Origin of the sequence: Streptomyces sp. NPDC004435 (assembly GCF_042873895.1) — a bacterium.
Classification (GTDB): Bacteria; Actinomycetota; Actinomycetes; order Streptomycetales; family Streptomycetaceae; genus Streptomyces.
In genome coordinates this window covers 1-17,091 of the sequence record NZ_JBIAMB010000021.1, presented here as the reverse complement: position 1 = coordinate 17,091, position 17,091 = coordinate 1, and the positions used below count along the sequence as shown (strand labels likewise).

At 74.2% G+C, this 17,091-nt stretch carries 14 protein-coding genes; 10 read left to right on the top strand and 4 right to left on the bottom strand.

Annotated elements, in window-relative coordinates:
* Positions 1 to 428: 428 nt before the first annotated feature.
* Positions 429 to 1,835, bottom strand: coding sequence for a DNA repair protein RadA (radA, locus tag ACFYT9_RS30900; RefSeq protein ID WP_376598678.1), 1,407 nt, complete (start codon positions 1,833 to 1,835; stop codon positions 429 to 431).
* Positions 1,836 to 2,052: 217 nt separating this feature from the next.
* Between radA and ACFYT9_RS30895 the strand changes: the two genes are divergently transcribed.
* Complete coding sequence (locus tag ACFYT9_RS30895) at positions 2,053 to 3,834, top strand: hypothetical protein (RefSeq protein WP_389169063.1); 1,782 nt, start codon at positions 2,053 to 2,055, stop codon at positions 3,832 to 3,834.
* 37 nt (positions 3,835 to 3,871) lie between these two features.
* Here the strand turns inward: ACFYT9_RS30895 and ACFYT9_RS30890 are convergent, their stop codons facing one another.
* Entirely contained in the window at positions 3,872 to 4,798 is a 927-nt protein-coding gene (locus ACFYT9_RS30890; RefSeq protein ID WP_376598675.1) for a hypothetical protein, read from the bottom strand.
* Between the two features lie 41 nt (positions 4,799 to 4,839).
* Here ACFYT9_RS30890 and ACFYT9_RS30885 point away from each other — a divergent pair, with 41 nt between their 5' ends.
* The 4 genes from ACFYT9_RS30885 to ilvD all read left to right on the top strand — a co-directional run bounded on the left by ACFYT9_RS30885 (position 4,840) and on the right by ilvD (position 9,707).
* Positions 4,840 to 5,784 carry a Ppx/GppA family phosphatase gene (locus ACFYT9_RS30885; RefSeq protein ID WP_376598673.1) on the top strand — a complete coding sequence of 315 codons (945 nt, stop codon included), beginning with the start codon at positions 4,840 to 4,842 and terminating at the stop codon, positions 5,782 to 5,784.
* A gap of 296 nt (positions 5,785 to 6,080) precedes the next feature.
* Complete coding sequence (locus ACFYT9_RS30880) at positions 6,081 to 6,905, top strand: sugar phosphate isomerase/epimerase family protein (protein WP_389169061.1); 825 nt, start codon at positions 6,081 to 6,083, stop codon at positions 6,903 to 6,905.
* Positions 6,902 to 7,516, top strand: a complete 615-nt coding sequence (locus tag ACFYT9_RS30875) for a TetR family transcriptional regulator (protein ID WP_389169059.1) — start codon at positions 6,902 to 6,904, stop codon at positions 7,514 to 7,516. The genes ACFYT9_RS30880 and ACFYT9_RS30875 overlap by 4 nt, the downstream gene beginning before the upstream one ends.
* Positions 7,517 to 7,853: 337 nt before the next feature.
* On the top strand, positions 7,854 to 9,707 hold the full coding sequence (gene ilvD / locus ACFYT9_RS30870) for a dihydroxy-acid dehydratase (protein ID WP_387279441.1): 1,854 nt from the start codon (positions 7,854 to 7,856) through the stop codon (positions 9,705 to 9,707).
* Positions 9,708 to 9,819: 112 nt separating this feature from the next.
* Here ilvD and ACFYT9_RS30865 read toward each other — a convergent pair whose 3' ends face one another.
* Entirely contained in the window at positions 9,820 to 12,051 is a 2,232-nt protein-coding gene (locus tag ACFYT9_RS30865; RefSeq protein ID WP_389169057.1) for a PQQ-binding-like beta-propeller repeat protein, read from the bottom strand.
* Positions 12,052 to 12,191: 140 nt separating this feature from the next.
* On the opposite strand from ACFYT9_RS30865, the gene ACFYT9_RS30860 reads away from it, so the two are divergent.
* The 5 genes from ACFYT9_RS30860 to proC all read left to right on the top strand — a co-directional run bounded on the left by ACFYT9_RS30860 (position 12,192) and on the right by proC (position 15,617).
* Entirely contained in the window at positions 12,192 to 12,446 is a 255-nt protein-coding gene (locus tag ACFYT9_RS30860; protein ID WP_376602991.1) for an SH3 domain-containing protein, read from the top strand.
* A 49-nt stretch (positions 12,447 to 12,495) separates the two neighbouring features.
* The gene (locus ACFYT9_RS30855) at positions 12,496 to 13,002 is read left to right on the top strand and encodes a hypothetical protein (RefSeq protein WP_389169055.1); all 507 of its coding nucleotides are present in this window, start codon (positions 12,496 to 12,498) and stop codon (positions 13,000 to 13,002) included.
* Between the two features lie 161 nt (positions 13,003 to 13,163).
* Positions 13,164 to 13,985 carry an ABC transporter ATP-binding protein gene (locus ACFYT9_RS30850; protein WP_389169053.1) on the top strand — a complete coding sequence of 274 codons (822 nt, stop codon included), beginning with the start codon at positions 13,164 to 13,166 and terminating at the stop codon, positions 13,983 to 13,985.
* Positions 13,982 to 14,719, top strand: a complete 738-nt coding sequence (locus ACFYT9_RS30845) for an ABC transporter permease (protein ID WP_387280433.1) — start codon at positions 13,982 to 13,984, stop codon at positions 14,717 to 14,719. Before ACFYT9_RS30850 ends, ACFYT9_RS30845 begins: the two co-directional genes overlap by 4 nt.
* Positions 14,720 to 14,807: 88 nt before the next feature.
* Positions 14,808 to 15,617 carry a pyrroline-5-carboxylate reductase gene (proC, locus tag ACFYT9_RS30840; protein WP_389169051.1) on the top strand — a complete coding sequence of 270 codons (810 nt, stop codon included), beginning with the start codon at positions 14,808 to 14,810 and terminating at the stop codon, positions 15,615 to 15,617.
* Positions 15,618 to 15,620: 3 nt separating this feature from the next.
* On the opposite strand, the gene trpS is transcribed toward proC, so the two are convergent.
* Positions 15,621 to 16,619 (bottom strand): tryptophan--tRNA ligase, encoded by a 999-nt coding sequence (gene trpS, locus ACFYT9_RS30835; protein ID WP_389169050.1) that lies wholly within the window; start codon positions 16,617 to 16,619, stop codon positions 15,621 to 15,623.
* Positions 16,620 to 17,091: the final 472 nt, after the last annotated feature.

Genomic DNA, 17,091 nt, shown 5'->3' with positions numbered 1-17,091 from the left:
TACGGATGGGCGAGACCAGGGCAAAGTCTAGCGACACCACCCCGCCGCCCTGGGCCGCACGCCGGTCCAGGGCGCTCCGGACGGGCGCCCGCCGGGGCGGCCCGGTCGCGATCCGCCCTACCCGTTCGGCCGTGCGCCTACCCCTCCGCGCCCCGCCGGAGTACCCCGACAGGGGATCGGGGCCGGCCCGCGTCGCCCGAACCCGGGCAGGTCGAGGCCGTCGAGCAGGCCGTCGAGCAGGCCGTCGATCGGCCCGCCGGGCAGGCCGCCGGGCCAGCCGCCAGGCAGGGTGCGGCAGGTCCGGTCCCCGCCGTCGGCTCTCCACCGCTCCCACCGGCCGGCTCTCCGCTTCCCCGGCTGCCGGCTCTCCGCCGCCCCCGTCGCCCGGCTCTCCGCCGCCCCGCAGACGGCTCTCCGCCCGCCCGCCGTCAGCCCGCCGTCTCCTCCGTCTTCCGGGCCGCGCGGCGGCTCTGCGGCAGCACCCGCAGCGCGTCCCCCATGTCCGCGACCTCTGTCACCTTCATGCCCGGCGGCACCTTCCCCGGATCCCCGGGGACCAGGGCGTGGGTGAAGCCCAACCGGTGCGCCTCGGCGAGGCGGCGCTGTACGCCGGTGACCCGCCGCACCTCGCCGGCGAGGCCGACCTCGCCGATCGCCACGAGGTTCTTCGGCAGCGGGGTGTCGCTCGCGGCGGAGGCCAGCGCCAGCGCGATGGCCAGGTCGGCGGCCGGCTCGGAGAGCTTCACGCCGCCCACCGTGGCGCTGTAGATGTCCCGCTTGCCCAGGGCGCTGATCCGGCCCCGCTGCTCCAGGACGGCCAGCATCATCGAGACCCGGGAGGTCTCCAGGCCGGAGGTGGTCCGGCGCGGGGACGGGATCTGGGAGTCCACGGTCAGCGCCTGCACCTCGGCGACCAGCGGCCGGCGGCCCTCCAGGGTGACCGTGAGGCAGGTGCCCGGCACGGCCACGTCCCGGCGGGTCAGGAACAGCCCCGAGGGGTCGGCGAGCCCGGTGATCCCCTCGTCGTGCAGCTCGAAGCAGCCCACCTCGTCCGTCGCCCCGTACCGGTTCTTCACGCCCCGGACCAGGCGCAGGCGCGCGTGCCGATCGCCCTCGAAGTGCAGCACGACGTCCACCAGGTGCTCCAGGAGCCGGGGACCGGCGATCGCCCCGTCCTTCGTGACGTGGCCGACGAGCAGCGTGGACATCCCGCGGTCCTTGGAGGCCCGGATCAGCGCGCCCGCGACCTCGCGGACCTGCGCCATGCCACCGGGGGCGCCGTCGATCTCCGGCGAGGCGACCGTCTGCACCGAGTCCAGGATCAGCAGGGAGGGCTTCACCTCGTCCAGGTGGCCGAGGACCGCCGACAGGTCGGTCTCGGCGGCCAGATAGAGGTGGTCGCTGAGCGCGTTGATCCGGTCCGCGCGGAGCCGGACCTGGCTGGCGGACTCCTCGCCCGTCACGTACAGCGTGCGGTGCGCGTCGCTCGCCGCCTTCGCCGCCACGTCGAGCAGCAGGGTCGACTTGCCGACGCCGGGCTCGCCCGCGAGCAGCACGACCGCGCCGGGCACCAGGCCACCGCCGAGGACCCGGTCCAGCTCGTCGACACCGGTCGAGCGGGCGGTCGCCTGCCGGCCGTCGACCTGGCCGATGGGGAGCGCGGCCGTGGAGACCCGGCCGGCGGCGGTGGTCCGGACGGCGGGCGTGCCGTACTCCTCGACCGTCCCCCACGCCTGGCATTCGGGGCAGCGGCCGAGCCATTTGGCCGTCTGCCAGCCGCACTCGGTGCAGCGGTAGGACGGACGGTCCTTGGCGGATTTCGTACGGGCAGCCATGCCCCACACCGTAGCCGTCGCCACCGACAGCGGACCGCCGCCCGCCCCCGGCCTGTGGACGGACCCTTCACGACCTGTGGACAGTCCGCCCCCAGCCCGCCGCCTCGGCAGCGGAACACCCCGCTCGTGTCCCCTTTCGAGTGATGGGTTCACCCGTAAGGCTGAGAAGAGCGGATCCGGTATGAAGAGTGCCCCCTTGCGCGCCTACGGTCGCCCAGTGACGAGCAGCAGGCTGGACTCCTCCCGCACCCCGGGCGCCCACCGGGCGCGCCGCGGCCCGCAGCAGGGACCGCGCACGCTCGGCCAGCGTCCCCCCGCCCGCTACGAGGCCGCCCTCGACGGGCTCTTCACGTACTGCCTCTCGGTCCTCTGCGACCACGACACGGCGACCGCCGTCCTGGGTGACGTCCTCGCCGCCGCCGAGCGCCATCACGGCCGCTGTCCGTCCGACGAGGAGGGCCGCACGGCCTGGCTGTACGCGCTCGCCCGCTGGGCCTGCCTGCGCAGCCTGGGCGAGCAGCGCCGCCGGCGCCAGGGCGCGCACACCGGCCGCCCCGCCGTCACCCCGCCCGGGCCGCCGCCGGTCTCCGCCGAGACGGCCGACCGCCGCCGGGCCGAGCTGGCCACCCTCGCCTGGCCGGAGGCCGCCGGCACCACGCCCGAGCAGCGCGAGGCCCTCGAACTGGCCGTCCGGCACGGTCTGAGCCCGCGCCAGGTCGCCGCCGTCCTCGCCCTCGACCCACAGGCCGCCCGCGAGCTGCTCGCCACCGCCGGCTGCGAGGTGGAGCGCACCAGGGCCGCGCTCTCCGTCGTCTCGACCGGCAGCTGCCCCACGGTCGCCCAGCTCCTCACCGGCGACCGGCAGCTGATCCTCTCGGCCGCCCTGCGTGCCGAACTCGTCCGGCACGTGGACGACTGCCCGGTCTGCCGGCGCACCGCCGAGCGGGTCGGCGCGACCGCCCCCTGGCCCGGCGGCGGGCCGCGCGCCGTCCAGGACCGGCTGCCGCTCGTCGAGGCGCCCAGAGCCGCCGCGTACATGGCGATGCGGCACGTCCCACGCGCGCGTGCGGGCGCTCCGCGGTTCGCCCCGACCGGCTTCCCGATCGACCCGAAGGACCTCGTCGCCCGCCGGGACCGGATGCGGGCCCGCGCGGTCACCACCACCGTGGTCGCGGCCGTCGTCGCCGCACCGGTCCTCGCCCTGTGGACCTCCTACCGGGGCGTCCCCGTCGCCGCGGAGGCCGGCCGGGACGGCTCCCGGGTCAGCGCGGGCGAGCGGGGGGACGCGGACGCCGACGACCGGGCGTACGACCAGTACGAGAACGCCGGCAACGCCCGTACGACCCCCGACTCGCGCTCCACCCAGGGGAGCCGCACCCCCGACGTCTCCGTCGAGGTCGTCACCCCCGCCCGCCCCGCGGGCCCCACCGCCCCCGCGCGGCCCGGGGACCCGGTGCCGGGCTGGATCGGCGTCACCGCGCGCTGCCTCGGCGACGTCACCCTGATCACCCTCACCGGGGAGGGCGGCACCCCGGTCGACTGGTCGCTGTGGACGGACGCGCCCTGGCTGTACGTGAACCGGGCCTCCGGCACCCTGGGCCCGGGCGAGACCGCGACCGTCGCCGTCCGCGTCGACCGCGCCCGTGAACCGCGCGGTCCCTGGAGCGCCCGGATCGGCGTCGACCCCACGGGGGCGGTGCTGCGGATCAACGGCCAGGGGCCCGTCGCCCCCATCGACGACCGGGTGATCCCGCCCCCGCCGGTCACCACCGAGCCCACCACCCCGCCGACCTCGCCACCGCCCACCGGCGGACCGGTCGACCCGCCGACCCTGCCTCCGGAGCCCACCGAGCCCACGGAGCCGACGACCCCGCCTCCGACGACGGATCCGCCCACCACCCCGCCGCCGACGACGGAGCCCACGACCCCGCCCCCGACGACCGAGCCGACAACACCCCCGCCGACCACGGACGAACCGACCCCGGAACCGGCCTCCTGAAATCCCGGAACCAGGAGGCTCCTCCTGAAAGGAGGAGCTACGGCTTCGGGTCGGCCGGGTGCGGCGCCACCATCGGCAGCGTCGAGGCGAGCCGCGCCTCGCAGAGCCCGACCAGCACGTCGTACGCGTCCTTGCCCATCATCTCGATCAGCTCGGGCCGGTACGAGACGTAGACCGGCTCACCGCCGCCGTGGGCCGAGGTCGCCGAGGTGCACCACCAGTGCAGGTCGTGACCGCCGGGGCCCCAGCCCCGCCGGTCGTACTCGCCGATGGAGACCTGGAGCACGCGCGTGTCGTCGGGCCGGTCGATCCAGTCGTACGTCCGGCGCACCGGAAGCTGCCAGCACACGTCCGGCTTGGTCTCCAGCGGCTCCCGGCCCTCCTTGAGGGCCAGGATGTGCAGCGAGCAGCCGGCGCCGCCCGCGAAGCCCGGCCGGTTCTGGAAGATGCACGAGCCCTTCCAGCGGCGGGTCTGCCGGTCGCCGTCCTCGTCGACCTGCGTCCACCCCGTCTCACTGCCCACGTCGTGGAACTGCCACAGCTCCGGCGTCAGCTTCGCCACGTGCTCCGCCACCCGCTTCTCGTCGTCCTCGTCGGAGAAGTGGGCGCCCAGCGTGCAGCAGCCGTCCGCCGCCCGGCCCGCCTGGATGCCCTGGCAGCCACTGCCGAAGACACAGGTCCAGCGCGAGGTCAGCCAGGTCAGGTCGCAGCGGAAGACCTGCTCCTCGTCGGCCGGATCCGCGAACTCCACCCACGCGCGCGGGAAGTCGAGCCCCTGCTCGTCCGGCTCCGCGCCCTTGCGCTGCTTCGTCACACCCTTGACGGGCGGCTTCGCGCCCTCCACATGGTGGGCGTACTTCACGTCGCGAACGTCCCGCGCGTCGATCGCGGCCTCGTCGCGCACGGCACCGTCGCCGGCGGCGGCACTGTCTTTGCCCGGCTTCGCCTTTTTCGTCTTTGGCACAACGCCAAGCGTATGCGGGCGGGCGCAGTAGCGTTTCCGCCATGAGACTCGGAGTCCTCGACGTCGGTTCGAACACTGTGCACCTGCTCGTGGTGGACGCCCACCCGGGCGCCCGCCCGCTGCCCGCCCACTCCCACAAGGCGGAGCTGCGGCTCGCCGAACTCCTCGATCCGCGCGGCGCCATCGCGCCCGGCGGCGTCGAGCGGCTCATCGGGACCGTCCGGGACGCGCTCCACGCGGCGGAGGACAAGGGCTGCGAGGAGGTCCTGCCGTTCGCGACCTCCGCCGTCCGCGAGGCGACCAACGCCGACGAGGTCCTCGCCCGGGTCAAGGGCGAGACCGGGGTGGACCTCCAGGTCCTCACCGGCGAGGAGGAGGCCCGGCTCACCTTCCTCGCCGCCCGCCGCTGGTTCGGCTGGTCCGCCGGCAAGCTCCTCCTCCTCGACATCGGCGGCGGCTCCCTGGAGGTCGCCTACGGCATCGACGAGGACCCCGACACGGCCGTCTCCCTGCCGCTCGGCGCGGGCCGGCTCACCGCAGGCTGGCTGCCCGGCGACCCGCCCGACACCGAGGACGTCAAGGCGCTGCGCCGCCATGTGCGCGCGCAGATCGCCCGGACGGTCGGCGAGTTCAGCCGCTTCGGCAAGCCCGACCACGTCGTCGCCACCTCCAAGACCTTCAAGCAGCTCGCCAGGATCGCCGGCGCGCCCGGCTCCGGCGAGGGCCTCTACGTGGAGCGGCTGCTGACCCGCGCCTCGCTGGAGGAGTGGGTGCCGAGGCTGTCAGCGATGACCGGCGGCGAGCGCGCCGCCCTGCCCGGCGTCTCCGAGGGCCGCGCCGCCCAGCTCCTGGCCGGCGCCCTGGTCGCGGAGGGCGCGATGGACCTGCTCGGCGTGGAGGAGCTGGAGATCTGCCCCTGGGCCCTGCGCGAGGGCGTCATCCTGCGCCGCCTCGACCACCTCCCCGAGGTGCTGGCCGGTCTGTGACGGCCGCACGCGCCCGCGTGGCGCCCGAAAACGCCTGAGCCGGACGCGTCGAGCCCGGCTGCGGGACCTGTGCCGGGAGCCGCACGATTCCCCGCTGCGAGTCCTGCGCCCGGGCCGTACGAGCCCCGCCCGCGGTCGTACGAGCCCGGCGCCGGACGCGTACGAGCCCCGCTGGGAGCCCTGTGCCGATCAGTACAGGCCCCCGCCCGCGGTCGTACGAGCCCCGCACCGGAGGCGTGCGGAGGGTGACCGGAACCACCCTCCCGCGCCCAGGTGCGCCCCGTACCCTGTCTGTCGTGGCAGAACCAGCGGTGCGCATCCCGGATGCGAAGGTCGCCCTGTCGACGGCCTCGGTCTATCCGGAGTCGACGGCGACGGCCTTCGAGGTCGCCGCGCGCCTCGGGTACGACGGCGTCGAGGTCATGGTGTGGACCGACCCGGTCAGCCAGGACATCGAGGCCCTGCGCAGGCTCTCCGACCACCACCGGGTGCCGATCCTCGCCGTCCACGCCCCCTGCCTCCTCATCACCCAGCGCGTCTGGTCCACCGATCCCTGGGTCAAGCTCCAGCGTGCCCAGGCGGCCGCGGAGAAGCTCGGCGCGTCCACGGTCGTCGTCCACCCGCCGTTCCGCTGGCAGCGCCAGTACGCCCGCGACTTCGTGACCGGAATCTGGCGGATGGCCGACGAGACCGACGTCCGCTTCGCCGTCGAGAACATGTACCCGTGGCGGTACAAGGACCGCGAGATGCTCGCGTACGCCCCCGAGTGGGACGTCACCAAAGACGACTACCGGCACTTCACCCTCGACCTCTCGCACACGGCCACCGCCCGCACCGACACCCTCGCGATGATCGACCGCATGGGCGACCGCCTCGGCCACCTCCACCTCGCCGACGGGCGCGGCTCCGCCAAGGACGAACACCTGGTGCCGGGCCGCGGCACCCAGCCCTGCGCCGAAATCCTGGAGCGGCTCGCCGTGACCGGCTTCGACGGGCACGTCGTCATCGAGGTCAACACCCGGCGCGCGATGTCCGCCGCCGAACGGGAGGCCGATCTCGCCGAGGCGCTCGCCTTCACCCGGCTCCACCTCGCCTCGGCGACCCGGGGCACGCGCACGTGAGCGAGCCGTCCCCCCGCCGCCGCGGCCGGCCCGCGCGCGCGGCCGCCGACGACAGCGGCCCCGGCGCCCGCGAGCGCATCCTGGCCGCGGCCCGGGCGCAGTTCGCCGACCACGGCTACGACAAGACCTCGGTCCGCGGCATCGCCAAGGCGGCCGGGGTCGACCCGGCGCTGGTGCACCACTACTTCGGGACCAAGGACGAGGTCTTCGCCGCGGCGATCGAGGTCTCCTTCGAGCCCGCGCTCGTCGTCCCGGCCATCATCGACGGCCCCCGGGAGGAGGTCGGCGAGCGGCTGGCCCGCTTCTTCATCGGGGTCTGGGAGAACCCGGCGACCCGCGCCCCGCTGCTCGCCGTGATCCGCTCGGCGGTCACCCACGAGGCGGCGGCGAAGGTCCTGCGGAGCTTCGTGCTGCGCCGGCTCCTGGAGCGGGTCGCCGCGGACCTGGCCGTACCGGAGCCGAAGTTCCGTGCCGAGCTGGCGGCCTCGCAGATGATCGGGATCGTGATCCTGCGCTACGTGATCCAGGTCGAGCCGCTGGCCTCGGCGGAACCGGAGCAGATCGTGGCCGAGGTGGCCCCGACACTCCAGCGCTACCTGACCGAAGCCTGACGGACCCTGGCGGGCCCTCACCGATCCCCATCACCCCCGTCCAGAGCCCGATCCCCATCGCCCCTCCCGAGCCCGACCCTCGACCGATCCCCGCCCCCGTCCAGAGCCCGATCCCCGACCGATCCCCGCTCCCCGTCCCGAGCCCAACCCCTGACCGATCCCCGACCGATCCCCCCACCCGCCCCGAGCCCGATCCCCGACCGCCCCCTGACCCGTCCCCGTCCGTCCCCCTGACCGATCCCTGAACATCGGTCCCGCATTCCGGACGGGCTGTCCAGATCTTGGAGCGTCGGCGTACGCTCGAATCAAGCACACCCATCACGAGGAGCGAGCGACGATGCCCGAGCTGAGGTCCCGCACAGTCACCCACGGCCGCAACATGGCGGGCGCCCGCGCCCTTATGCGCGCCTCCGGTGTACCGGGCGCGGACATCGGGCGGAAGCCGATCATCGCCGTGGCGAACTCGTTCACCGAGTTCGTCCCCGGCCACACCCACCTCCAGCCGGTCGGCCGGATCGTCTCGGAGGCCATCACCGCCGCCGGCGGCATCGCCCGCGAGTTCAACACGATCGCCGTCGACGACGGCATCGCCATGGGCCACGGCGGCATGCTCTACAGCCTGCCCTCCCGCGACCTGATCGCGGACAGCGTCGAGTACATGGTCGAGGCCCACTGCGCCGACGCCCTGATCTGCATCTCCAACTGCGACAAGATCACCCCCGGCATGCTGAACGCCGCGCTGCGCCTCAACATCCCGACGGTCTTCGTCTCCGGCGGCCCGATGGAGTCCGGCCGCGCCACGCTCGTCGACGGCACCGTCCGCACGCTCGACCTGGTCGACGCGATCTCCGACGCCGTGAACGACAAGATCTCCGACGAGGACATCCTCCGCATCGAGGAGAACGCCTGTCCGACCTGCGGCTCGTGTTCCGGCATGTTCACCGCCAACTCGATGAACTGCCTGACCGAGGCCATCGGCCTCTCCCTCCCGGGCAACGGCTCGATGCTCGCCACCCACACCGGCCGCCGCGCCCTCTACGAGAACGCGGCCCGCACGGTCGTCGAGATCACCCGCCGGTACTACGACGAGGACGACGCCTCCGTCCTGCCGCGCTCCATCGCCACCCGCGCGGCCTTCGAGAACGCCATGGCGCTGGACATCGCCATGGGCGGCTCGACCAACACGATCCTGCACCTGCTCGCCGCCGCCCAGGAGGCCGAGCTCGACTACGGCCTGTCCGACATGGACGAGGTCTCCCGCCGCGTCCCCTGCCTGGCCAAGGTCGCACCGAACGTCGCCCCGCGCGGCACCTACTACATGGAGGACGTGCACCGGGCCGGCGGCATCCCCGCCATCCTCGGCGAGCTGTACCGCGCCGGGCTGCTCAACGAGGACGTCCACTCCGTCCACTCCCGCTCCGTCAAGGAGTGGCTGGACGCCTGGGACGTGCGCGGCGGCTCGCCCACCGACGAGGCCGTCGAGCTGTTCCACGCGGCTCCCGGCTGTGTCCGCTCCGCGCAGGCGTTCTCGCAGTCCGAGCGCTGGGAGACCCTCGACCTGGACGCGGCCGGCGGCTGCATCCGCGACGCGGCCCACGCCTACTCCAAGGACGGCGGCCTCGCCGTCCTGCGCGGCAACATCGCCGTCGACGGCTGCGTGGTGAAGACCGCCGGCGTCGACGAGTCGATCTGGACCTTCGAGGGCCCGGCCGTCGTCTGCGAGTCGCAGGAGGAGGCCGTCGAGAAGATCCTCAACAAGCAGGTCAAGGACGGCGACGTGGTCGTCATCCGGTACGAGGGCCCCAAGGGCGGCCCGGGCATGCAGGAGATGCTCTACCCGACCTCCTTCCTGAAGGGCCGGGGCCTGGGCAAGACCTGCGCCCTGGTGACCGACGGCCGCTTCTCCGGCGGCACCTCCGGCCTCTCCATCGGCCACGCCTCCCCGGAGGCGGCCTCGGGCGGCACCATCGCCCTCGTCGAGGACGGCGACCGGATCCGCATCGACATCCCGGGCCGGTCGATCGACCTCCTCGTCGACGACGAGACCCTCGCCGCCCGCCGCGAGGCGCTCGGCGGCGTCTACGCGCCGAAGAACCGCGAGCGCAAGGTGTCGGCCGCCCTGCGCGCGTACGCGGCGATGGCGACCAGCGCCGACAAGGGCGCGGTCCGCGACGTGTCGAAGCTCGGCTGACACCGGGCCTCACCCACGCGCGTGGGGAGCGGATCGAAGGACCCGCTCCCCACGCGCGTACACCGGGCCGCACGGGACGCGGGGCTGCGTCAGCCCCGCGGACCGCGCACGGCTACCAGGTCTCCGCCACGCGCGCGTCCACCGCGAAGACCGAGCCGTCCGGGGCCGTGCCGAACACCCGGTCCCCGGCGACGAGCGGCGCCGGCACCTGCGTCGCGTACCCGAGCCGCCCGTTCCGCAGCCGCGGCCGGGTCTGTCCGACGACCGCCCCGCGCGCGGTGTCCACGGCGAACAGCCGCCCGTCCGCCCCGGAGAGGTAGAGCCGGTCGTCCGGGCCGAGGACCGGCTCGGAGACGTTCGACGCCCCCGTCTCCAGCTCCCACAGCCGGCCGCCCTTCTCGACCGCCGTGTCCAGGGCGAGCAGCCGCCCGTCCAGGGAGAGCAGGTACACGACCGCGCCCCGCACGGCGACACCGCTGAGCTGGATCCGCTCCTGCGTCTCGACCCGCCGCTCCGCCCCCTTGTCCGGCCCGCTCCCCGGATCGCCCGGGTCGCCCGGCGCGAGCAGCACCAGCGCGTCGACCAGGGAGCCCTGGTAGCGCGAGGCCAGGACCAGCGTCCCGTCCCCGGTGCGCCCCACCGGCGCGGCGTCCCCGGTCACCACCCGGCTCCACACGATCTCGCCCGTCGCCGGCCGCACGGCCGCGATCCGGCTGCTCCGCCCGTCCGCCGCCGTCTCGGAGACGCTGAGCAGCCCGGTCGGGGCGTCGTACGTGCCGAGGACCGGCGCGTCGAACCCGGCCAGGCGGTGCGCCCACCGCTCGGCGCCCGTCCGCGCGTCGACGGCCCGCAGCGCGCCGCGCCCGTCGGAGAGCACGACCACGGGGCCCGCCGGACGGTACGTCTCGGGCACGTCCGAGTCCGCCGCCCAGCCCGGCTTTCCGTCCGCGGCGCCGTACGCGCGCAGGGGGCCGGTCTTCGGGGCGGCGCCGACCAGCGGAGCCGTCCCGCCGGCGAGCGGCACCGGCGGGTCCGGCGGCTCGGGGGCGACCGGGCCGGTCCGCTTCCACAGGACCTCGCCGGTCCGAGGGTCGAGGCGGGCGAGCGCCACGCCCCGGGCCGCGCAGTACAGGGAGCCCGTCTCGTGGACGCACGCGGGCGCGGCGGAGGCGCCGTACTCCTGGAGCGGGGTGTGCCAGCCGTCGAAGGCGGTCGCCACCTCGGCGGGGTGGGCGGGCCCCTCGGCCACGGGCCGCGCCGGCGGGCGCAGCGCCGCGTACACCCCGGCGCCGGCGAGGACCAGCACGACCGCCGCGGAGACCGTCAGGCGTGGCGCGAGCCGGTGGCGCCGACGGCGCGCGGGCGGCGCGGCCACGGCGGCCCGGGTGGTGGTGTCGCCGCCGCCGAGGCCGTCGGTACGGGCTCCGGCGGAGCCGCCGGTACGCCCGTCCGGAGCGAACGGGTCCGGGGGCAGCACGGGCCGCCGCCGCTGGGACGGTATGAACGCCTCCGCCTCGTACGAGGGAGGCAGCAGGGCCGCCATGATCTCGGCGGGGGTGGGCCGGTCGGCCGGCTCCTTCGCGAGGCAGCGCGCGACCAGCGGCGCGAGCTCGGCGGGCACCCCGGCGAGGTCCGGCTCGTCGTGGACGACCTGGTAGGCCACGACGTACGGGCTGTCCGAGTCGAAGGGGCCGTGCCCGGTCGCCGCGTGCACCAGGACCGAGCCGAGCGCGAAGACGTCGGCGGACGGCCCGACCTCGCGCGGCCGCTGGAACTGCTCGGGCGCCATGAAGGGCGGCGAGCCGATCAGCTTCCCGGTCTCGGTGTGCAGATCGCTGTCGACGGGCCGGGAGATCCCGAAGTCGATGACCTTGGGGCCGGAGTCGGTGAGGAGCACATTGCTCGGCTTGAGGTCCCGGTGCACCACGCCGGCGCGGTGGATGTCGCGCAGCGCCTCGGCGAGACCCGCGGTCAGCCGGCGCAGCTCGGCGGGGGACAGCGGGCCGCGCTGGCGGACCTGGTCGGCGAGGGTGGGGCCGGGGACGTAGAGGGTGGCCATCCAGGGGCGCTCGGCGGCCGGGTCCGCGTCCACGACGGGGGCGGTGAAGGCGCCGCTGACCCGGCGGGCGGCGGCCACCTCCTGCCGGAACCGGGCCCGGAAGTCGGGATCCTCCGCGTAGCGCGCGTGCACCACCTTCACGGCGAGCCGCAGCCCCGAGGGCGAGGAGGCCAGGTGGACGACGCCCATGCCGCCCGCGCCGAGCACCGCCTGGAGCCGGTACTCCCCGGCGTACTCGGGCCCCTCGGCGCCCCTGTCGGCGTCGGTGCTGCTCAACGGCGGCATCTCCCACCCCCGTGTGGTTCCGCGTCCGTCCACGCGCGCGTGCGCGACGCGACGGAGCCTAGTCGATGGGCTCCGCGATGTCGGAGGAGCTTGCTAGCCTGCGCGCGTCGCACAGAGAGTGAAGCCAGGGGGAGAACATCATGGCGGTGAAGTACTACCCGGTCGCACCGGGCTACCGGGTCAACGTCCGCTCCGGTCCGAGCACGCAGCACCCGGTGGTCCGGGTGCTCTCCGAGGGCGTGACCGTCCCGATCCACTGCCAGAAGCCGGGCGAGTGGGTCTCCGGACCGTACGGCACCACCCGCATCTGGGACAGCATCGCGCCGGGGCAGTACGTCTCCGACGCCTACGTCAGGACCGGCAGCGACAGCTACGTCGCGCCGCGCTGCGCCTGAGGACCTTCGCCTCGACGCTCCGGGCACCGCACCGGGGATAATCGACCTCGTGAGCGAGGACAAGCAGACCCCCGGAACCGGCACGAGCGGACCCCAGCCCGAGGAGATCCGTTTCTTCGGGACGACCTGGGTCGACCACAGCGCCCACTACGGACTGCGGCGCGCCGGCCTCGCCGTCGGCGCGCTCGCCGCGGCGGTCGCCGGCGCCTTCGTCCTGCGCTTCGCCTACCAGGGACTCCAGGTCGCCGCCGTCGGCGGCATCGTGAACACCCTGGTCATCCTGATGTTCGCGATCTGCTCGGCCATCGCCTTCACCAAGACCTGGGAGGGCTTCGGCCGCCGGCCCGCCGACCAGGCCCGCGAGGACTCCCTCAAGAGCCTCAAGGCCATCGGCTTCATCGGAGTCCTCCTCGCCTACGCCCTCCGCTGTCTCATGGAGGCCCCCGGCGAGAAGCTCCGCCGGGCCGAGTACGAGACCGCCCGCACCCGCTACGAGAAGCGACGCGGCACCCGCACCGGCAACCCGGCCGCCCGCAAGAAGCCCAAGAGGACCTGAACCCGCCCCGGAACCCGGCCCGGAAGCCCGGCCCACCGAGGCCCACCCAGCGAGGCCCGGTTCACCGAGCCCGGGCGAGAACCCCCGGCGCCCGCCCATCAGAGCCCCGAAGCCCCCGCGGTCCTTGACGCGGGGGCTTCTCCGTCCCCACTATTCATCACATGATGAATTATGCCTCCGGGGAGCCCGCCGAACCCGTCGAACCCGAACCCCCCGACCCGGCCCCCGCGATCACCGCTCACACCCTCACCGCCGTACGCGGCGACCGCACCGTCCTGCGCGCCCTCGGCTTCACCGTCCCCACCGGCCGCGTCACCGGCCTCCTCGGCCCCTCCGGCTGCGGCAAGACCACCCTCATGCGAGCCATCGTCGGCACCCAGGCCAAGGTCACCGGCACCCTCACCGTCCTCGGCAGCCCCGCCGGCCACCCCGACCTCCGCCCCCGCATCGGCTACGTCACCCAGGCCCCCTCCGTCTACGACGACCTCACCGTCCGGCAGAACCTCGACTACTTCGCCGCCGTCCTCCTCCCCGGCCGCGCCCATCGCCCCGCCCGCCGCACCGCCGTCGACCAGGCCCTCGCCGACGTCGACCTCACCGGCCACGCCGACGCCCTCGCCGGACGCCTCTCCGGCGGCCAGCGCAGCCGCGTCTCCCTCGCCGTCGCCCTCCTCGGCACCCCCGACCTGCTCGTCCTCGACGAACCCACCGTCGGCCTCGACCCCGTCCTCCGCCGCGACCTCTGGGACCTCTTCCACCGCCTCGCCGCCGACCGGGGCACCACCCTCCTCGTCTCCTCCCACGTCATGGACGAGGCCGAGCGCTGCCACCGGCTCCTGCTCATGCGCGAAGGCGCGATCCTCGCCGAAGGCACCCCCGACACCCTCCGCCGGCAGAGCGGCACCCCCACCGTCGAAGCGGCCTTCCTGCACCTGGTCGACGCCGCCGCGGCCCGCGCCGCACACGAGGAGACCCGCCCATGACCACCGCACGCACCCTCGCCACCGCCGCCCGTGTGCTGCGCCAGCTCCGCCACGACCCCCGCTCCATCGCGCTGATGCTCCTCGTCCCCTGCGCGATGCTCTTCCTGCTGCGCTACGTCTTCGACGGCAGCCCCGGCACCTTCGACACCATCGGCGCCTCGCTGCTCGGCATCTTCCCCCTCATCACCATGTTCCTGGTGACCTCCATCGCCACCCTGCGCGAACGCACCTCCGGCACCCTCGAACGCCTCCTCGCCATGCCCCTCGGCAAGGCCGACCTCATCGCCGGCTACGCCCTCGCCTTCGGTCTCGTCGCCGTCGTCCAGTCCGTCCTCGCCACCGGCCTCGCCGTCGGACTCCTCGGCCTCGACGTCGTCGGCTCCCCCTGGCTCCTCCTCCTGGTCGCCCTCCTCGACGCCCTCCTCGGCACCGCCCTCGGCCTCTTCGTCTCCGCCTTCGCCGCCTCCGAGTTCCAGGCCGTCCAGTTCATGCCGGCCGTGATCTTCCCCCAGCTCCTCCTCTGCGGCCTCTTCACTCCGCGCGACAAGATGGCCCCCGCCCTCGAAGCGATCTCCAACGTCCTCCCCATGTCGTACGCCGTCGACGGCATGAACGAGGTCCTCCGCCACCCCGACATCACCAGCGCCTTCGTCCGCGACGCCCTCGTCGTGGCGGGCTGCGCCGTCCTCGTCCTCGCCCTCGGCGCCGCCACCCTCCGCCGTCGCACCGCGTGACCGGCACTCGGACACCCCGCGCACCCGCCTGCCCGCCGGTGCGAGGATGACGGCACGTACCCCCCCCTCCGGCGAGGTGAACAGAGCCATGACCCAGACCGTCGCAGTCCTCGGCACCGGCAAGATCGGTGAAGCCCTCCTCAGCGGCATGATCCGAGCCGGCTGGCGCCCCGCGCACCTGCTCGTCACCACCCGCCGCGCCGAACGAGCCGCCGAGCTCCGCGACCGCTACGGCGTCGAGACCGTCACCAACGCCGAGGCCGCCAAGCGCGCCGACACCCTGATCCTGGCGGTCAAGCCCCAGGACATGGGCCGCCTCCTCGACGAGCTCGGCCCCCACATCACCACCGACCGCCTCGTGATCAGCGCCGCGGCCGGCATCCCCACCTCCTTCATCGAGGAGCGCCTCGCCGCCGGCACCCCCGTCGTCCGCGTCATGCCCAACACCCCCGTCCTCGTCGACGAGGGCATGTCCGTGATCTCCGGCGGCAGCCACGCCACCTCCGCGCACCTCGCCCACACCGAGGAGATCTTCGGCGGCGTCGGCAAGACCCTCCGCGTCCCCGAGTCCCAGCAGGACGCGGCCACCGCCCTCTCCGGCTCCGGCCCCGCGTACTTCTACTTCCTGGTCGAGGCCATGACCGACGCCGGCATCCTCCTGGGCCTGCCCCGCGCCCAGGCCCACGACCTCATCGTCCAGGCCGCCATCGGCGCCGCCGTCATGCTCCGCGACAGCGGCGAGCACCCCGTGAAGCTCCGCGAGGCCGTCACCTCCCCCGCCGGCACCACCATCAGCGCCATCCGCGAGCTGGAGAACCACGGAGTCCGCGCCGCCCTCATCGCCGCCCTGGAGGCGGCCCGCGACCGCAGCCGCGAACTCGCCTCCGGGAACGGCTGACCGTCACGCGGCGGGCAACAGCCCGATCGCCCGGTAGGCCCGGTCCACCAGTGGCCGGGCCGTCCCCCGGGCCCGCTCCGCCCCCTTCCGCAGCACCGCGTCCACGTACCCCGGATCCGCCGCGAGCTCGGCATGCCGCTCCCGCACCGGCCGGAGCAGCTCGACGACGGCGTCCGCCGTGTCCTTCTTCAATGCTCCGTACGACTCGTATACACCGGCCAGCTCCTCCGGGTTCCCGCCCGTGGCCGCCGCCATCAGATCGAGCAGATTTGCGAGACCCGGCTTGACGTCCCGGTCGTAGACGACCTCCCGCCCGCTGTCCGTCACGGCCCGCACGACCTTCCGCCGCACGGTGTCCGCCTCGTCCAGCAGGTAGACGATCCCGGCCCCGTTCTCATGCGACTTCCCCATCTTCGAACGGGGGTCCTGGAGGTCCATCACCCGCGCCGCCACGGCCGGCCGGGTCGCCCTCGGCACGGTGAACGTGTGCCCGTACCGCTGGTTGAACCGCACCGCGAGGTCCCGTGTCAGCTCCACGTGCTGCGTCTGGTCCTCGCCCACCGGCACCTCGTCGGCCCCGTGGGCCAGGATGTCCGCGGCCATCAGCACGGGATAGGTGAGCAGCGACAGCCGCACGCTCTGCCCGGAGCCCCGCGCCCGCACGCTCTTCTCCTTGTACTGGATCATCCGCCGCAGCTCGCCGTCGGTGGCCGTGCACTCCAGGAGGTACGACAGCCGGGCGTGCTCGTCCACGTGGCTCTGCACGAACAAGGTGCAGAGTTCCGGATCCAGCCCCGACGCCAGCAGCAGCGTCGCCGCCTGCCGGCTGAGCCTGCGCACCCGCGAGGGATCGTGCTCCACGGTCAGCGCGTGCAGATCCACCACGCTGAACAGCGCCTCGCCCCGATGCTGGTCCACCTCGACCCACCGTCGTACGGCCCCGAGGTAGTTGCCCAGCGTCAGATGCCCGGTCGGCTTGATCCCGCTGAAGATCCTCGTCATCGCGTTCCGCTTCCTCTCCGTCCTGCGCCGGCCCGACGGCCCGGCTCCCGGAGGGGGATACGCGAACGGCCGCCGAGGCGGCGGCCGTGTGCATGCGTCAGTACGGGCCGCCGTCAGGCGGCCCACCACTGGGTGGTGTGCGCACGCGTAGTCATACGGCGAGCGTACGCCCTAGGCCGAGGGTTGACACGGGATTGACCGGTCCGTAGTGTTCTCCGAGTTGTCCGACGTGAGCACCGACCCCGGTCGGCCCCGGACAGCGATTCCGCAAGAACCACCGAGCCTGACGGCTGCGATTCGTCGCGCCGTTCTGCTTTCCGTTCGCATTTGCGGAATGAGGAATCCACGTTCGAAGTTCGGACGAGGGCCCCCGATTCGCTTCGGGGCCGGGGAATCCGCTAAAGTCTCACTCGTCGGAACGGCCCAACAGCCGGAAAGACGAATCCCGCTGACTGGGAATCAGACGCCGAAA

What these genes read in the sequence shown, in the direction of transcription:
- ACFYT9_RS30850 (WP_389169053.1), top strand. Translation starts at nt 13,164, where the DNA reads ATGATGAATTATGCCTCCGGGGAGCCCGCCGAACCCGTCGAACCCGAA.
- proC (WP_389169051.1), top strand. Translation starts at nt 14,808, where the DNA reads ATGACCCAGACCGTCGCAGTCCTCGGCACCGGCAAGATCGGTGAAGCC.
- ACFYT9_RS30845 (WP_387280433.1), top strand. Translation starts at nt 13,982, where the DNA reads ATGACCACCGCACGCACCCTCGCCACCGCCGCCCGTGTGCTGCGCCAG.
- trpS (WP_389169050.1), bottom strand. Translation starts at nt 16,619, where the DNA reads ATGACGAGGATCTTCAGCGGGATCAAGCCGACCGGGCATCTGACGCTG.
- ACFYT9_RS30885 (WP_376598673.1), top strand. Translation starts at nt 4,840, where the DNA reads ATGAGACTCGGAGTCCTCGACGTCGGTTCGAACACTGTGCACCTGCTC.
- ilvD (WP_387279441.1), top strand. Translation starts at nt 7,854, where the DNA reads ATGCCCGAGCTGAGGTCCCGCACAGTCACCCACGGCCGCAACATGGCG.
- ACFYT9_RS30865 (WP_389169057.1), bottom strand. Translation starts at nt 12,051, where the DNA reads ATGCCGCCGTTGAGCAGCACCGACGCCGACAGGGGCGCCGAGGGGCCC.
- radA (WP_376598678.1), bottom strand. Translation starts at nt 1,835, where the DNA reads ATGGCTGCCCGTACGAAATCCGCCAAGGACCGTCCGTCCTACCGCTGC.
- ACFYT9_RS30860 (WP_376602991.1), top strand. Translation starts at nt 12,192, where the DNA reads ATGGCGGTGAAGTACTACCCGGTCGCACCGGGCTACCGGGTCAACGTC.